Below are 16,214 nucleotides of genomic sequence, written 5' to 3'. Positions count from 1 at the left end.
GCGGCGCGGGCCCCGGGGCTTGCGCCGCTGTTTTTTTGCTATTGATGTAATAGCTGCTTGCGCTTGCTGGGCAAGCGCTGGCCCCCGTCTGTGTTCAGGCGAATGCCTTGCGCCGCTGCGCCACCATGCCTGCCGTGCCCGCCAGCAGCGTGAGCAGCAGCAAGCCCCATCCGCCCAGTGCCGGGATGCCATGGGCGCTGGGGGGGGCGGCGGCCAGGGGCATCGCCGGGTCCAGGATCTCGCCGTTCTGCAGGCCGTCGTCATCGCCCACGCCGCCGTCGGTCACGTCAAAGCCCACGGTGTTGCCGTTGATGAGCAGGTTGCCGGGCGTGATGAAGTTGCCATGGCTGTGCTTGATGAAGTCGTCCACCGCCTGCGGCCAGATGGTGGTGACGCGCACCGTCGCGCCCGGGGTGCAGCCCACCAGCTTGAAGCGGAATGCGCCTTGCGGCGCGGTGCGGCCTGGCGGCGTTGCGGCCGCCGCGATGAACCCGGTGGCCGCCGGGTCGAAGCGGCAGCCCGCCCCCCCGCCGGTGAAGCTGGCGCTGGCCGCGCCCCCCGCGCCGCCGGCCGGCACGGTGGTGCCGGTGGCGGTGGTGATGGCCGCGTACTGCGCCTGCACGCTGCGCGGGGCCTGCACGTTGGCGAGGGTGCAGGTGCGGCTGGGCAGGTCCACGCCGTCGCAGCCGGTAAAGCCGGTGAAGGTGAAGCCCGCGTGGGGCGCGCTGGCGGTGCAGGTGGCGCCGCCGCCGTGGTTCACGCTCGCCGGGCAGGTGACGATGCCGCCGCCGGCGGGCGATGCGCTGGCGCTGAGGGCATGGGTGTTGATGGCGAAGCTCGCCGTCACGCTGCGCGCCTGGTCCAGGGTGACGGTGCAGGTGGTGGCGCTGCCGGTGCAGTCGCCGCCCCACACCACGTGCCAGTCGGTGGCGGGCGTGGCCGTGAGGGTCACCACGCCGCCCGCGAGGTAGCTGGCCTCGCAGTTGCCGCTGCTCGCAATGCAGTTGGTGATCTGGCCTGCCGTGGGGGCGGGCGGGGCCGTGGCGCCCACGCTGCCGCCCGTGGACAGCACGGCCAGTTGCAGCAGCTTGTCGTCGCGCAGGTCGGCGTCGGCGCGGTCAGGGCCTGCGTTCCGGCCCCGCATCCCGGCGCCGGCCGCGTTGCCGCTGACGCTGTGTTCGCAGCCGGGCGCCAGGGTCAGCTGGCCATCGTTCCACAGCCCGCCCACGGCCTGGCCGCCAGCGAAGCTGGCAGGGTGACCACTACCGCCACCGCCCGCGGCCAGGTTGGCGCTGATGGCGCAGCCCGCGCCCTGCACCGTGAGTTGCGCGCCCGGCGCGTTGTAGATGCCGCCGGCCGCCGCGCCGCCGGCGCTATTTCCGCCGCCGCTAATCCATCCCCCGCCCCCGCCGCCGCCCACCCAGACGCCGCCGAGCGTGGCATACCCCCCGCCGCCGCCCGTGTCACCAGCATTTCCTGGAAAGCCCGTGCTGCCGGTGCCGCCGTTTCCTGCAAGGGTTGCGCCTGCGCCGCCGCTGCCGCCGTTGCTGCCGTTCCCGGCGTCGGTGTTCCCGCCGCCGCCGCCATAGCCGCCACCTCCCGCGCCGTACCATCCGCCACCGCCACCGCCGCCCGCCCAGCCACCGCCGCCGGCACCGCCACCACCGGCGCCACCGCCCCCCGCGCCCCCGCCATGGCTGCCGCTGCCGCCATTGCTGAAACCCTCCCCACCCGTTGGTGCATCGATGGCGCCGCTACCGCCTCCATTGAGGCTGCTGCCATTGCCTCCGCTGCCGCCCGCGCCCTTGATCTCGCCCGGCTGGCCGATGTTCAGCCCCACGCCGCTGCCCCCGCCGCCGCCGCCCATGCCGCTCTGCCCGCCGCCCGTGGCGTAGTTGCCCTGCACCCGCACGCCGTCGAGCGTGAGCGTGCCATCGTTGCGGATGCCTGCGCCCCAGGACGAGCCCGACTGCGCCGTGCCGCCCACGTCGATCCCCTTGCCTGCCAGCAGCCCGCGCGTGATGACCAGCCCGCGCAGGGTGGCGGTGGCGCCCGCGTTGACCCACAGCACGCGGCCCCGAAGCTGCCCGTCCAGCGTGACGCCGGGGCCGTCGATGGTGACGCTCTTGCCGATGACGAGCTGGCCCAGCAGCGCCACGCGGGACACGCCGCCCGCGAAGGCGATGGTGTCGCCGCTGGCGTTGGCATCGGCGAGCGCCTGGCGCAGGCTGCCCGGGCCGCTGTCGTTGCCGTTGGTCACGGTGAGGCTGGCCGCCTGGGCGGCGCCAGCGGCCACCAGCGCGGCGGCGCAGGCCAGCCCGCGCAGGGGATGGGGGCACGGGGTGTGGAACATGGTTTGTTTGCTTTTGTTTTGATAGCTGTTTGCGCTTGCTGAGCGGGCGTTGAAGGGTGTTTTGGCCTTAAACGCCGCGTCGCCGCCGGTGCAAGCCCAGCGCGGCCACCAGCGCAGACAGCAGCGCCAGCGCCCAGGGCGCATCCACGGGGATGGCCGCGGGCGGCGCAAGGGGGTTGACGAAGCGGCCCGCGGCTGCGGGGCAGCTCGTGTCGCTCTCCGGCCAGTACTGGTTGCCCGTGCCGGTGAAGGGGATGGCGCTATAGCAGTTGTCGCCGGGCGTGTTGTCGGTGATCTGGTTGTGGTTCAGCGTGAACGTGTGCCCGGCCGGAGCACTGAACCGGACGCCCGCGCCCCTGTTCGCGCCGCCTGCGGCGGGGCTGGCGTTGTTGGCAATGATGCTGCCGGTGACCAGCGTGTTCACGCCGCTGTAGAGGGCGCCGCCCTGCTGGCCGGCGATGTTGCCCGTGAAGCGGCTGTTCGTCACCGTCAGCGAGCCGCTGCCCGTGCTGTAGACGGCGCCGCCCAGGCTGGCGGTGTTGGCGGTGAACTGGCTGTCCGTGATGGTCACCGTGCTGTCGCGGCTGAAGAGGCCGCCGCCGTTGGCCAGGGCCGTGTTGCCGGTGATGACGCTGTGGTCGATGTTCAGGGTGACGCCGTCCGCGTAGATGCCGCCGCCATCCGTCGGGCCGCCGCCGGCGGTATTGCCGCCGGCCAGCGTCAGCCCGCGCAGCGTGAGCGTGGTGCCCGCCAGCGTGGCGGTGACCAGGGGTGTGGCGCCGCCGCCGTCCAGGGTCACGCGCCCGCCGCCGTCGATGGTGGTGTTCGAGGCCTGGTAGATGTCCAGCGCGCTGCCCAGCGTGATGGTGCTGCCTGCGGGAAAGGCGGCGGGGTCGAACGCGATGGTGTCGGCGCCGCTGCCCAGCGCGCAGTCGGCGTCCCAGACGGTATCCGTCACCGCGCTGCCGAGGGCCTCGGTCAGGCTGCACAGGCCGTCGCCCCCCATGACGGTCGTGGTGTTGACGGTGATGGTGGCCGCGGGGGCCAGGCTGGCGGCCAGCAGGCAGGCGGCGGCGAGGGCGATTCGTTTGGGCATGAAAAAGGCTTCCAGCGCCCACGCAGAAAGCGCAGGCAGCTATGAAATTGAAAGCATTGGCGTGAAGTCACAGATGGTAGGGATTGGCCATGCGCCTGTCTGTCCTCAGAACTGATGACATGGCGCTGCTGCCCGGCGCTTGCCCATAATCCAGCCCATGGCCCCCGACACCGCCCCGCCTCTGCCCGCCCCCTGGCCCGCGCGCCTGCCTGCTCCTTTGCGGGTGGGCGTGGTCGAGGACGACCCGGCCTGCCGCGACACCTTCATCGCCATGATCGGCGCGCAGCCCGACCTGGCGCTGGCCATGGCGGCGGCCAGCCGGGCCGAGGCGCTGGCGCTGCTGCCCCAGTCGCCCATGGATGTGCTGCTGGTGGACCTGGGCCTGCCCGACGGCTCGGGCCTGGACGTGATCCGCGCCGCGCGCGCGCAGTGGCCCGGCTGCAGCGTGCTGGTGAGCACCATCTTTGGCGATGAAACGCACGTGCTGCGCTCCATCGAGGCCGGGGCCATGGGCTACCTGCTCAAGGACGTGAGCGCCGCCGAGCTGGCCGAGGAAATCCGCAGCATCCACGCGGGCGGCAGCCCCATCAGCCCCATGGTGGCGCGCAAGATCCTGGCGCGCGCCGCCGCCAGCCTGCCGCCCGCCACCGAGCCGCCCGCCGCGCTGCTGTCCGCGCGCGAGCAGGAGGTGCTGCGCTGCGTGAGCAAGGGCTTCACCACCGAGGAGACGGCCCGCACCATGGGCGTCTCCCGCACCACGGTGCTCACCTTCGTGCGGCGCATCTACGCCAAGCTGCAGGTCAACACGCGCGCCGAGGCCATCCATGCCGCCCACAGGCAAGGCCTTCTGGCGAACGGGTAGGTGGTGCGCCGCGCTGCTGTTGGCCGCCTGGCTCGCGGCCTGCGGCGGCGGCAGCGCTACCGATAACCCCACGCACCTGCGGCAGGCCGCCTTCCGCATGGAGCCCGGCGCGGGCTGGGAACCTCCGCCCGCGCCGCCCTTCGCTGGGGAGGAGGAGAAAGGCGCGTGGGCCAGCGTGCCGCTGCCCCACGCGCGGGAGCGCAGCCTGGCCGAGGGCGGCGCCTCGCTGCGGGCCCCGCCCGACGTGGCCTGGTACCGGCTCGACCTGCCCCCGCCCGGTACACCCGGTGCCCCCAGCGCATCGGGCGCGCCGGGCCAGGACTTGTTTCTGTACCTGCCGCGCTGGCAGACCATCGGCATCGTCGCCGTCTATGTCGATGGCCGCATGGCCTACCGCACGCGCGGCAGTCGCGTGTGGAACAGCTTCAACCGGCCCCTGTGGGTGGCGTTGGGCAACCAAGCCGCCGGTGGCGAGCCGCCCCGCACCGTGTGGCTGCGCATGGCCAGCCAGCGCGGCGTGGGCGGGGCCGTCTCCAGCGCCTGGGTGGGCACCGAGCAGAACCTGCTGTGGCGCTACAGCGTGCGCCGCTTCGTGCAGAACGACTTCATCAGCCTGACCGGCGCCGCCTTTCTGGCCATTGGCCTGTTCGCGCTGGCCGTGGGCTGCGTGCGCCGCCGCGAGCCCATCTACCTGCTGTTCTTCGCCATCTCCGTCACCACCTTGCTGCGCAGCCTGCACTACGTGGTGGACGACCGGCCCCTGCCCGTGCCCGACGACTGGTTCGGCTGGATGACCGTCAATTCGCTGGGCTGGGCCATGGTGTGCACCTTCGCCTTCGCCTTCCGCGTGCACGGGCGGCGCATGCCCGCGCTGGCGCTGGGCATCGCGGGGCTGGTGTCGCTGGGCACCGTGCTCACCCTGCCGCTGCCGCCGCTGCTGCCGTACCTCGATGCCATGCTGCCGCTGGTCTATCTCGTCATCACCGTGCTGACGGCGGTGGTGGCCGCGTCGGGCCTGTGGGCCTCGTGGCGCGCGCGGTCGCGCGAGGGGCTGGTGCTGTTCGCCTGGTTCTCGCTGAACGTGCCCGCGGGCGCGCACGACCTGCTGATGGTCAACTACCGCATCGACATGGAGCATGTCTATCTGGCGCCCTACAACGCCATCGGCCTGTTCGCCATCTTCCTGGCCATCGTCTGGCGGCGCTACGTGGGCGCCATCCACGCGGTCGAGGTGGCCAACGCCGGGCTGGAAAGCCAGCTCGCCGCCCGCGAGCGCGAACTGACCGCCAGCCACGAGCAACTGCGCGCGCTGGAGCGCCAGCAGACCCTGGCCACCGAGCGCCAGCGCATGATGCAGGACATGCACGACGGCATCGGCTCGTCGCTGATGAGCGCGCTGCGCATGGTCGAGCGCGGCCAGGCCAGCACGGCCGACACGGCCCAGGTGCTCAAGGACTGCATCGACGACCTCAAGCTCGCCATCGACTCGCTGGACCCCGCCGATGCCGACCTGCTGGCGCTGCTGGCGGCCGTGCGCTTTCGCCTGGCGCCCCGGCTCAAGGCCGCGGGCATCACCCTTGCCTGGAACGTGCAGGACCTGCCCCCGCTGCCCTGGCTCGACCCGCAGTCCGCGCTGCACGTGCTGCGCATCCTGCAAGAAGTGCTGGCCAACATCCTCAAGCACACCCAGGCCACCCTGATCGACGTGGCCACCGCGCCGAAGGCGCAAGCCGGGCAGGGCGGCGCGGGCGTGGTGGTGCGCATCCGCGACAACGCAGGCGCCTTCGTGCTGTCCGAAGGCCCGCCCGCCGCCCTGGCCGGCCAGGGCCTGCTCAACGTGCGCCACCGCGCCCAGGCCCTGGGCGGGCGCTGCCAGTGGGCGGCATGGGAGGGCGGGGGCGAATTCACCCTGTGGCTGCCGCTGGCGCGCGGTGATTGAATAACTACTCTTTTGATAGCTGCCGGCGCCTGCCTGCTAAGCGCTGGAGGCCTGTTGGGCATCAAACCCCGGCAAGGCCTTGTCCTCAGTTCTGAGGACATACAGGCGTGTTGCAATTTCTTAACATTCCGGCGGTTCGTCACACACCAAGGCCCCGCCATGCCCCGCCGCCCCTGCGCCCTGCGCGCCCTGCTGCTCCAGCTCGTGTTCATCGCCATCGCCTGCCTGGCCGCCTGGCCCGCCGCGCACGCCCAGGCGGGCACCTGGGCGGTCAGCGGCAGCCTGGGCGATGGGCGCCAATGGCACACCAGCACCCAGCTGCCCAGCGGCAAGGTGCTCGTCGCGGGCGGCTATGGCGGCGGCAGCCTCAGCCACCTTGCCAGCGCCGAGCTGTACGACCCCGCCGCCGGCCAGTGGGCCGCCACCGGCCCGCTCGCCCACGCGCGCCGCGGCCACACCGCCACCTTGCTGCCCCATGGCAAGGTGCTCGTGGCGGGTGGCTACGACGGCAGCGCATTCATCGCCAGCGTCGAGCTGTACGACCCCGCCACCGGCTTGTGGAGCGGTGCCAGCGCGCTGGCCCAGCCGCGCACGGAACACACCGCCACCCTGCTGGCCGATGGCCGGGTGCTCGTCGCGGGCGGCCACGCCAGCGGGGGGCAGGTGGCCCAGGCCGAACTGTACGACCCCGCCACCGGCGCCTGGTCCCCCGCCGGGCAGTTGGCCGAAGCGCGCCAGGGCCATACCGCCACCTTGCTGGCCGACGGCAGGGTGCTCGTCGTCGGCGGCGGCAACGGCACCGGATACCTCGCCACCGCCGAGGTGTACCGCCCGAGCGACAACACCTGGGGCTCCGCCGCCCCGCTGCCGCAAGGGCCGCGCAGCGATTTCACCGCCACCTTGCTGCCCGACGGCAGGGTGCTTGCCGTGGGCGGAAACAGCGGCAGCGAGCAGCTTGCCAGCGCCGAGCTGTACGACCCCCAGGGCGATACCTGGGCGCCTGCCGCCTCGCTGAACAGCAAGCGCTTGTTCCACACCGCAACGCTGCTGCCCGGCGGCAAGGTGCTCGTGGCGGGAGGCTTCGGCAGCGGCAGCGCTCTCCAAAGCGCCGAACGGTACGACCCTGACACCAACCAATGGACCGCCGCCGGCGGCCTGAACGACGGGCGCTGGCGCCACATCGCCACCCTGCTGCCCCAGGGCAAGGTGCTCTTCATCGGGGGCGCCAGCGACCTCGGCGCGCTGCTCGCCAGCACCGAGCTCTACGACCCCGCCATCGGCACCTGGGCGGGCACCGGCGCGCTGCCAGGCCAGCGCACGGAGCACACGGCCACCCTGCTGCCGGACGGCAAGGTGCTCGTCGCGGGCGGGGGCGCCGGTTATGGCACCGGGCAGCTCATCGGCGCCGCCGCGCTGTACAACCCCGCCACCGGCGCCTGGGCCGCCACGGGCCCGCTGGCCGCCGCGCGCGCCTACCACACCGCCACCTTGCTGCCCGGCGGCAAGGTGCTCGTCGTGGGCGGCCTCGGCAGCGCAGGCGCCGTGCTCGCCAGCGCCGAACTCTACGACCCCGCCACGGGCACCTGGAGCGGCACCGGCGCGATGGCCAGCCCCCGCTTGCGGCATGCCGCCGCCCTGCTGCCCAGCGGCCAGGTGCTGGTCGTGGGGGGCTGGGGCAGCAACATCAGCAACAGCCAAACCGCCACCGCCGAGCTGTACGACCCCGCCACCGGCCTCTGGTCCGCCACGAGCGCGATGAGCGCCGCACGCCAAGGGCCCACGGCCACCCTGCTGCCCACCGGCAGGGTGCTCGTCGCGGGGGGGAGTGGCAGCGGCGGCCCCCTGGGCAGCGCCGAGCTGTACGACCCCGCCTCGGGCACCTGGAGCGGCGCCGGCGCGATGGCCAGCCCGCGCTGGACACACACCGCCACCCTGCTGCCCCAGGGCAAGGTGCTTGTAGCGGGGGGGTACAGCGGCGCATACCTCGGCAGCGCCGAACTCTACGACCCCGCCCTGAACGCATGGAGCCCCACCGGCCCGCTCAACACCGGGCGCGCCAGCCACACCGCCACCCTGCTGCCCGGCGGCAAGGTTTTGGCCGCTGGGGGCTTTGGCGGCGGCTACCTGGGCAGCGCCGAGCTGTACGACCCCGCCACGGGCGCCTGGGCCGCCACCGGCGCGCTGGCCGCTGCGCGCGCCTACCACACCGCCACCGTGCTGCCCGACGGCACGGTGCTTGCCGCCGGGGGGCGCGACGGCGTCACGGCCACCAGCGGCATCGCCACCGCCGAGCGCTACGACCCTGCCGGCGGCGCAGTGCCCCCGGCCCGCATTCCCGCATTGACCGGCGGCCCCGTCCGGTTGAGCGGCGCGGCCTTCACCCTCACCGGTTTGCGGCTGCGCGGCGACAGCGAGGCCAGCGGCGGCAGCACCAGCGCATCGCCCACCCCCTTGCCGCTGGTGCAGTTGACGCGGCTGGACAACGGCGCGCACACCTGGCTCGCGCCCACCGGCTCCACCGCCGCTAGCATCGACGTGGCCGCGCCGGGCGTGCTGCCCAGCGGCCGGTATGCGCTGCGGGCGTTCGTGAACGGCATGGCGTCCAACGCGCTGCTGCTGGGCACGCAGGCCCAGCCCACGCTGGCCCTGTCCGCCAGCGCCGTGGGCGCCAGCGTCACCTTCACCGCCACGCTGAACGGCGCATCCGCCAGCCCCACGGGCCAGGTGGCGTTCAGCGTGGATGGCGCGCCGCTGGCCTGCACCACGGCCACCTTCAGCGGCGGCGTGGCCACCTGCGCCACCAGCAGCCTGGCCATGGGCCTGCACAGCATCACCGCCAGCTACACGGGCGACGCCGACAACGCGCCCGCCACCGCCAGCCCGCTGGCGCACACCGTCAACACCGCCGCCGTGCCCGTGCCGGGCGGCGGCGGCAGCACGGCGCAGGTCGGCATCACCGGCGGCCCGCCCGGCTGCACCGTGAACACCCTGGGCCTGAGCGCGGCCACCGGCGCCGACAACCTGCCCGCAGGCGCCACCGCCCCGCTGGGCGTGCTGCGCTTCACGGCCACGGGCTGCGCGAATGCCACGCTCGCGGTGGCCGTCACCTACCCCGGCGGCAGCCTGGCGGGGCTGGTGCCGCGCAAGTTCGGCCCCGCCGCGGCCGGTGCCACGGCGCTCTGGTTCCCGCATGGCGCGGTCAGCGGCGACACGGTGAGCTTTGCCGTCACCGACAACGGCACGGGCGACAACGACCCCGCCCCCGGCGCCATCGCCGACCCGCACGCCATGCTGCTGCTGGCCGCCGGGCCCGCCGGCGCGCAGGCGATTCCGGCGCTGTCCGAAGGGGGCTTGCTGCTGCTGTCGGCCCTGCTGGCCCTGGTGGCGCTGTCAGCGGGCCGCGTGGGAAGGCGGGTGGTGTGAATCACTTCTCTTTTTGTAGCTGCTGGCGCTTGATGGGTGGGCGCTGGGGCTATTTTTCGCATAGAACCCTGGCAGGGCCTTGTCCTCAGTTCTGAGGACATACAAAAGCGGCAGGCAACGGCAACATGGCGCATCTTCATCGCCACCAGCCCACCCATGCCATTCCCCTTCACCACCGCCCGCCTTGTGGGCCTGCTGCTGGCCGCCGCGGCTGCGCTGCCGGGCGCGGCCCCTGCGCAAGTCCTGTACGAAGGCTTTGACGACACCTTCACGCTATCGGGCAATGGCTGGGTCATGCAGAACAACAGCGCCCCGGTGGGCGCCATGGGCTGGTTCCAGGGCACCCCCATCTCTGCCTTGCCGGACCCCGGCCCGTTCGACGCCTACAGTGGCGCAGCCAATGCCTACATAGCGGCCAACTTCAGGAACACGGGCAGCAGCGGCACCATCAGCAACTGGCTGGTCATGCCGAACCGCACACTGAGCAATGGCGACGTGCTGACCTTCTACACGCGCAAGCCGGTCCCCAACCCAACGGACTACCCCGACCGCCTGGAAGTGCGCATGAGCACGCAGGGCGCCAGCACGGACGTGGGCACCACCGCCACCGACGTGGGAGACTTCACCACGCTGCTGACGAGCATCAACCCCGGCCTGGCGGCGGGCGGCTACCCCGCCGCCTGGACGCAGTACCGCATCACCGTGTCCGGGCTGGCCGCCCCCACCTCGGGCCGCGTCGCGTTCCGCTACTTCGTGACCGGCGCCGGCACCTTCGGCGCGAACGGCGACTACATCGGCATCGACGACGTGACGCTCTGCCCCGCCCCCGCCATGACGGCCACCGGCACGCCCGCCAACGGCACGGCCGGGGCCGCTTATGCCTACACGCTGGCGCAGGCCGGGGCGGTGGGCGGGTCGTCCTTCGCGGTCGCGGCGGGGGCGTTGCCTCCGGGTCTGGTGCTGTCGGCTGCAGGCGCCATTTCCGGCACCCCCACGGCCACGGGCACGTTCAGCTTCACGGCCACGGTGACGGACAGCCGCCACTGCTCGGCGTCGCTGCCCACTTCCATCACGGTGCAGGCAGGCAAGCCGCCCCCGCCGGCCAGCGCCACCGCCACCGCGGGCGACGCCGAGGCGACGGTGGACTGGAGCCCGGAACGGTGGGCGGACGCCTATGGGGCCCCCATCACCAGCTACACCGCCACCGCCGTGCAAGACCCCGCCAGATCCTGCACCGTGACCGGCTCCGGGCACAGCTGCACCGTGGCGAACCTGGCCAATGGAACAAGCTACACGTTCCGCGTGGTGGCGCACAACGGATCCCCCACGCAACCCGATTCGGACGCCGCCGTGACCAACGCGGTCACGCCCCTGGGCGCGCAGAGCATCACCTTCCTCCCCGCCACCATCCCCGCGCAGGCTGCGGGCACCACGCTGACCCTGGGCGCCACGGCGACGTCGAACCTGCCCCTCACCTACAGCGCCACGGGCGCGTGCAGCGTGGCGGGCAGCGTGGCCAGCTTCAGCGGCGCGGGCTTGTGCACGCTGACGGCCAGCCAGCCGGGCGGCGGGGCCTGGGCGGCGGCGGCGCCCGTAGCGCGTACCTTTGCCGTGATGGCGGCGCCCACGCTGGCGCTGGCGGCCAACGCCAACCCCAGCGCACTGGGGGCCAGCGTCACCCTCACCGCCACGTTCGGCAGCGCCAGCAACCCCACGGGCACGGTGAGCTTCAGCGCGGACGGCCTGCCGCTGGCCTGCGCGGCCCCGCCCGCCATCACGGGCAGCGTGGCCGCCTGCACCGTCAGCGGCCTGCTGGTGGGCGCGCACGCCATCACCGCCAGCTATGCGGGCGATGCCAACAACACCAGCGCCACGGGCGGGCCTCTGGCGCTGACGGTGGGCCAGGCCAGCCTGGCGGTGCCCGGCGGCGGCATGGCGCAGGCCAGCATCTCCGGCGGCCCGGCGGGCTGCACCGTGGGCAGCCTGGCGCTGACCGCCGCCGCCCCGGGCGACAACCTGCCCGCAGGCGCGACCGCACCGCTGGGCGTGCTGCGCTTCACGGCCACGGGCTGCGCGGGTGCCACGCTCGCGGTGGCCATCACCTACCCCGGCGGCAGCCTGGCGGGGCTGGTGCCGCGCAAGTTCGGCCCCGCCGCGGCCGGTGCCACGGCGCTCTGGTTCCCGCATGGCGCGGTCAGCGGCGACACGGTGAGCTTTGCCGTCACCGACAACGGCACGGGCGACAACGACCCCGCCCCCGGCGCCATCGCCGACCCGCACGCCATGCTGCTGCTGGCCGCCGCCGCGCAGGCGATTCCTACGCTGTCCGAATGGGGCCTGCTCGTGCTGGCGGCGCTGCTGGGGCTGGCAGCGCTGCGCAGGTTTCAAGCCAGATCGGCCTCCAGCGCTTGATGAGAAAGCGCTGAAAGCTATCAAATCAGGAGTTTTTTGCCGGATGCGCTAGCATTGCCAGTCCCATTCTCACGAGGCGCCCCATGACCACTGAAGCCCTGCTGGCCTACGCCCACTTTCTGGCCATCCTGACCATGACCGTCTTCCTGGCCAGCGAGGCGGCCCTGTGCCGCAAGGAGTGGCTCAACGCCGCGGTGGTGGAACGCCTGGCGCGGGTGGACATGGTCTATGGCATCTCCGCCATCGCCGTGCTGGCCACGGGCCTGGCGCGCACCTGGTGGGGCATGAAGGGCGCGGGGTGGTACTGGTCGCAGCCCCTGCTGCACACCAAGGTCACGCTGTTCGTGGTCATCGGCCTGATCTCCATCGTGCCCACGGTGCGCTTCCTGCGCTGGCGCAAGCAGCTGCGCGCCACGGGTGCGCTGCCCACCGAGGCCGAGGTGCGCGGCACGCGCCGCCTGGTGATGATCGAGGCGCACCTGCTGGTGGTGATTCCGCTGCTGGCCGTGTTCCTGGCGCGGGGCGTGGGCACGCGCTAGAAAGCACAAAGCCCCGCGTGCGGGGCTTTGTTTGGGGGCCAAGGTGTGTCAGGCGGGCTTGTTGCTCAGGCATTCCTTCATGAAGGCCTTGCGCTCGTCGCCCTTGAGGGTCTTGGCCTTGGGGTCTGCGTTGCAGGTCTTCATCTTGGTCTGCTGCTTTTCCTGCTTGTTGGCAGACAGGCATTCCTTCATGAAGGCCTTGCGCTCGTCGCCCTTCTTTTCCTTGGCGTCGGCATTGCAGGTGGCCATCTTGCTCTGCTGCGCGGTGGGCGCCTTGGCCGGCGCGGAGGCCGCGGCAGCAGGCGCGTCGGCGGCATGGGCCGTGGCCAGGGAGAGGGTCAGGCCGATGGCCGTCATCAGGGAAAGCAGTTTCTTCATGTAATGCTCCTGCGGGTAGGGGGATGAACGGCCCGGTGGACACCGGGCCATTCAGCATAACGCCACAGCGGCGGGATGGGATGACGGGGCGCCCCCGTAGAATCCCCGCATGCTCTCCGTCAAACAGGAATTGCTCGCGGCGCTCGCCGGCGAGCTGGAAAAATTGTCGCCCGGCACTGCCGGGCGCGCTGCGTTCGAATCCCCCAAGGTGGCCGCCCACGGCGACTTCGCCTGCACGGCGGCCATGCAGCTGGCCAAGCCGCTCAAGCTCAACCCGCGCGCGCTGGGCGAGCAGCTCAAGGCCGCGCTCGAGGCCACGCCCGCGTTTGCCCGCTGGGTCGATGCCATCGAGATCGCCGGCCCCGGGTTTCTCAACATCCGCCTCAAGCCCGCCGCCAAGCAGGAAGTGGTGCGCGAGGTCCTGGGGGCCGGAGACCGCTTTGGCTACCAGGCCGACAACGGCCAGCGCGTGCTGGTCGAGTTCGTCTCGGCCAACCCCACCGGCCCGCTGCACGTGGGCCACGGCCGCCAGGCGGCGCTGGGCGACGCGATCTGCAACCTCTTTGCCACCCAGGGCTGGAAGGTGCACCGCGAGTTCTATTACAACGACGCGGGCGTGCAGATCCAGACGCTGACCACCAGCACGCAGCTGCGCGCCAAGGGCTTCAAGCCCGGCGACGAGTGTTGGCCCACCGACCCCGAGAACCCGGCGTCCAAGGCGTTCTACAACGGCGACTACATCCAGGACATCGCCAACGACTTCCTCGCGAAGAAGACCGTCAAGGCCGACGACCGCGCGTTCACCGCCAGCGGCGACGTGGACGATGTGGAGTCCATCCGCCAGTTCGCCGTGGCCTACCTGCGCAACGAGCAGGACAAGGACCTGCAGGCCTTCAATCTGAAGTTCGACGAGTACTACCTCGAGTCGAGCCTGTACACCAGCGGCCGCGTCGAGGCCACCGTGGGCAAGCTCGTGGCCAACGGCAAGACCTACGAGCAGGACGGCGCGCTGTGGCTCAAGAGCACGGACTACGGCGATGACAAGGACCGTGTCATGCGCAAGAAGGACGGCACGTACACCTACTTCGTGCCCGACGTGGCCTACCACATCGCCAAGTGGGAGCGCGGCTTCACCAAGGTCGTCAACATCCAGGGCACGGACCACCACGGCACCATCGCCCGCGTGCGCGCCGGGCTGCAGGCGGCCGGCGTGGGCATCCCGCAGGGCTACCCCGACTACGTGCTGCACACCATGGTGCGCGTGGTCAAGGGCGGCGAAGAGGTCAAGATCAGCAAGCGCGCGGGCAGCTACGTCACGCTGCGCGACCTGATCGAATGGACCAGCAAGGACGCGGTGCGCTTCTTCCTCTTGAGCCGCAAGCCCGACACCGAGTACACCTTCGACGTGGACCTGGCCGTGGCGCAGAACAACGACAACCCGGTGTACTACGTGCAGTACGCCCACGCGCGCATCCAGTCGGTGCTGCGCGGCTGGGCCGAGCAGGGCGGCGGCGATGTGGCCTCGCTCCAGGGCGCGGACCTGTCGGCGCTCGAAGGCCCGCAGGCCCAGGCGCTGATGCTGCAGCTGGCCAAGTACCCCGAGATGCTCACCGCCGCCGCCGACGGCGAGGCGCCGCACGACGTGACCTTCTACCTGCGCGACCTGGCCGCCAGCTACCACAGCTACTACGACGCCGAGCGCATCCTGGTGGACGATGAAACCGTCAAGCGGGCCCGGCTGGCCCTCGTCGCCGCCACCGCGCAGGTATTGCACAATGGCCTGGCCGTGCTGGGCGTGTCGGCTCCGGCCAGAATGTAAGCAGTCACTATGAAGAAACAACAGACGGGTGGGACCATCATCGGCTTCATCGTCGGGGTCATCGTGGGCCTGGGGGCCGCACTGGCGGTGGCCGTGTACGTGACCAAGGTGCCGGTGCCCTTCCTCAACAAGGGCAACGGGCGGGGCGTGGACATGGATGCCGCCGAATCCCAGAAGAACAAGAACTGGGACCCGAACTCTCCGCTGTACGGCAAGAACCCCGCGCGTCCCCCCGCGCCGGCGGTGGCGGCGGCTTCCGCGCCCGCCTCCGCGGCGGCGCCCGAGGTGCGGGCGGCCGCCTCCGCGCCCAAGCCGGTTGCCAGCAAGCCCGAGGCGGCCAAGGCCGAAAGCAAGCCCGGCGCCGACCCGCTGGGCGATCTGGCCGTCGCCAAGGCCGCCGCCAAGGGCAACCTGGACCCGTTCGACTACTTCGTGCAGGCCGGGGCATTCCGCACCCAGGCCGATGCGGATGCCCAGCGCGCCAAGCTGGCCATGCTGGGCTGGGAGGCCCGGGTGAGCGAGCGCGAGCAAAATGGGCGGGCCGTGTTCCGCGTGCGCGTGGGCCCGTTCACCAAGCGCGATGATGCCGAGCAGCTCAAGGAAAAGCTCGACGGCGCCGGGGTGGAATCGGCCCTGGTGCGGGTGCAGCGCTGAACTGCCGCGCAGCGGGAGCTGAACTTTTTGCGGGGGCATGGCTCACATCCCCCAGACCAGAACCAGGAGAGTCTTTGCCATGAAACGCCGTGAGTTTTCTTTGTCCGCCGCCTCGGCGGTTGCCGCTTCCGCCCTGACGCTGCCAGTGGCCACCCCCGCGCTGGCCCAGGCCCGCCAGTTCAAGGAGGGCAAGGACTTCAAGCGGCTGGACAAGCCCGTGGCGCCCGATGCGCCCGCCGGCAAGGTCGATGTGATCGAATTCTTCTGGTACAGCTGCCCCCACTGCCACGCCTTCGAGCCCACGCTCGACGCATGGGTGAAGAGCGCCCCCAAGGACATGAGCATCCGCCGCATGCCCGTGGCCTTCAATGCCAGCTTCGTGCCGCAGCAAAAGCTCTACTACACGCTCGAAGGCATGGGCAAGCTCGACGCGCTGCACGCCAAGGTGTTCCGCGCCATCCATGTGGAAAAGCAGAAGCTGGCCAAGGACGACGAAATCCTGGCCTGGGTGACCCAGCAGGGGGTCGATGCCGCCAAGTTCAAGGAGGTCTACGGCTCCTTCACCGTGTCCAACCAGGTGCGCCGTGCGTCGCAGCTGCAGGACGCGTATGGCGTGGAAGGCGTGCCTTCCATGGGCGTGGCCGGCAAGTACTACACCGATGGCACCATGGCCGGCAACATGCAGAACGTGCTGCAGGTGGTGGAGCACCTGGCCGCCACGGCGAAAAAGGGGTGACGC

11 protein-coding genes are annotated in these 16,214 nt (G+C 71.8%); 8 read left to right on the top strand and 3 right to left on the bottom strand.

Annotated features, from left to right (window positions below):
• Nucleotides 1-94: 94 nt before the first annotated feature.
• Nucleotides 95-2,353 carry an IPTL-CTERM sorting domain-containing protein gene (locus tag AC1RCS_RS13700; protein ID WP_492245010.1) on the bottom strand — a complete coding sequence of 753 codons (2,259 nt, stop codon included), beginning with the start codon at nt 2,351-2,353 and terminating at the stop codon, nt 95-97.
• 67 nt (nt 2,354-2,420) lie between these two features.
• Nucleotides 2,421-3,449: an IPTL-CTERM sorting domain-containing protein gene (locus AC1RCS_RS13695; protein WP_492245011.1), complete on the bottom strand. Its 1,029-nt coding sequence runs from the start codon at nt 3,447-3,449 to the stop codon at nt 2,421-2,423.
• A gap of 157 nt (nt 3,450-3,606) precedes the next feature.
• Between AC1RCS_RS13695 and AC1RCS_RS13690 the strand changes: the two genes are divergently transcribed.
• The 5 genes from AC1RCS_RS13690 to AC1RCS_RS13670 all read left to right on the top strand — a co-directional run bounded on the left by AC1RCS_RS13690 (nt 3,607) and on the right by AC1RCS_RS13670 (nt 12,624).
• Nucleotides 3,607-4,311, top strand: coding sequence for a response regulator transcription factor (locus AC1RCS_RS13690; RefSeq protein ID WP_218296746.1), 705 nt, complete (start codon nt 3,607-3,609; stop codon nt 4,309-4,311).
• Nucleotides 4,274-6,250 (top strand): sensor histidine kinase, encoded by a 1,977-nt coding sequence (locus tag AC1RCS_RS13685; protein WP_492245012.1) that lies wholly within the window; start codon nt 4,274-4,276, stop codon nt 6,248-6,250. The genes AC1RCS_RS13690 and AC1RCS_RS13685 overlap by 38 nt, the downstream gene beginning before the upstream one ends.
• A 159-nt stretch (nt 6,251-6,409) precedes the next feature.
• Complete coding sequence (locus AC1RCS_RS13680; RefSeq protein ID WP_492245013.1) at nt 6,410-9,673, top strand: IPTL-CTERM sorting domain-containing protein; 3,264 nt, start codon at nt 6,410-6,412, stop codon at nt 9,671-9,673.
• 156 nt (nt 9,674-9,829) lie between these two features.
• Nucleotides 9,830-12,085, top strand: a complete 2,256-nt coding sequence (locus AC1RCS_RS13675) for an IPTL-CTERM sorting domain-containing protein (protein WP_492245014.1) — start codon at nt 9,830-9,832, stop codon at nt 12,083-12,085.
• A gap of 83 nt (nt 12,086-12,168) precedes the next feature.
• The gene (locus AC1RCS_RS13670) at nt 12,169-12,624 is read left to right on the top strand and encodes a DUF2214 family protein (protein WP_218296750.1); all 456 of its coding nucleotides are present in this window, start codon (nt 12,169-12,171) and stop codon (nt 12,622-12,624) included.
• A 48-nt stretch (nt 12,625-12,672) separates the two neighbouring features.
• Here AC1RCS_RS13670 and AC1RCS_RS13665 read toward each other — a convergent pair whose 3' ends face one another.
• Nucleotides 12,673-13,002: a PsiF family protein gene (locus AC1RCS_RS13665; protein WP_218296751.1), complete on the bottom strand. Its 330-nt coding sequence runs from the start codon at nt 13,000-13,002 to the stop codon at nt 12,673-12,675.
• 109 nt (nt 13,003-13,111) lie between these two features.
• Here AC1RCS_RS13665 and argS point away from each other — a divergent pair, with 109 nt between their 5' ends.
• The 3 genes from argS to AC1RCS_RS13650 all read left to right on the top strand — a co-directional run bounded on the left by argS (nt 13,112) and on the right by AC1RCS_RS13650 (nt 16,211).
• Nucleotides 13,112-14,821 carry an arginine--tRNA ligase gene (gene argS, locus AC1RCS_RS13660; RefSeq protein ID WP_218341193.1) on the top strand — a complete coding sequence of 570 codons (1,710 nt, stop codon included), beginning with the start codon at nt 13,112-13,114 and terminating at the stop codon, nt 14,819-14,821.
• Between the two features lie 9 nt (nt 14,822-14,830).
• Nucleotides 14,831-15,475: an SPOR domain-containing protein gene (locus AC1RCS_RS13655; protein WP_218296753.1), complete on the top strand. Its 645-nt coding sequence runs from the start codon at nt 14,831-14,833 to the stop codon at nt 15,473-15,475.
• Between the two features lie 79 nt (nt 15,476-15,554).
• Nucleotides 15,555-16,211, top strand: coding sequence for a thiol:disulfide interchange protein DsbA/DsbL (locus tag AC1RCS_RS13650; protein WP_218296754.1), 657 nt, complete (start codon nt 15,555-15,557; stop codon nt 16,209-16,211).
• Nucleotides 16,212-16,214: the final 3 nt, after the last annotated feature.

The sequence above is a fragment of the Acidovorax sp. GW823-FHT01C06 genome (assembly GCF_058798375.1).
The sequence above is the reverse complement of the archived record's forward strand: the minus strand, read 5'-3'. Positions and strand labels throughout refer to the sequence as shown.

Bases quoted from the DNA above. Each gene is read 5' to 3' on its own strand.
- AC1RCS_RS13680 (WP_492245013.1), top strand. From the start codon at position 6,410: ATGCCCCGCCGCCCCTGCGCCCTGCGCGCCCTGCTGCTCCAGCTCGTG.
- AC1RCS_RS13700 (WP_492245010.1), bottom strand. From the start codon at position 2,353: ATGTTCCACACCCCGTGCCCCCATCCCCTGCGCGGGCTGGCCTGCGCC.
- AC1RCS_RS13690 (WP_218296746.1), top strand. From the start codon at position 3,607: ATGGCCCCCGACACCGCCCCGCCTCTGCCCGCCCCCTGGCCCGCGCGC.
- AC1RCS_RS13665 (WP_218296751.1), bottom strand. From the start codon at position 13,002: ATGAAGAAACTGCTTTCCCTGATGACGGCCATCGGCCTGACCCTCTCC.
- AC1RCS_RS13650 (WP_218296754.1), top strand. From the start codon at position 15,555: ATGAAACGCCGTGAGTTTTCTTTGTCCGCCGCCTCGGCGGTTGCCGCT.
- AC1RCS_RS13670 (WP_218296750.1), top strand. From the start codon at position 12,169: ATGACCACTGAAGCCCTGCTGGCCTACGCCCACTTTCTGGCCATCCTG.
- AC1RCS_RS13655 (WP_218296753.1), top strand. From the start codon at position 14,831: ATGAAGAAACAACAGACGGGTGGGACCATCATCGGCTTCATCGTCGGG.
- AC1RCS_RS13685 (WP_492245012.1), top strand. From the start codon at position 4,274: ATGCCGCCCACAGGCAAGGCCTTCTGGCGAACGGGTAGGTGGTGCGCC.
- argS (WP_218341193.1), top strand. From the start codon at position 13,112: ATGCTCTCCGTCAAACAGGAATTGCTCGCGGCGCTCGCCGGCGAGCTG.
- AC1RCS_RS13675 (WP_492245014.1), top strand. From the start codon at position 9,830: ATGCCATTCCCCTTCACCACCGCCCGCCTTGTGGGCCTGCTGCTGGCC.
- AC1RCS_RS13695 (WP_492245011.1), bottom strand. From the start codon at position 3,449: ATGCCCAAACGAATCGCCCTCGCCGCCGCCTGCCTGCTGGCCGCCAGC.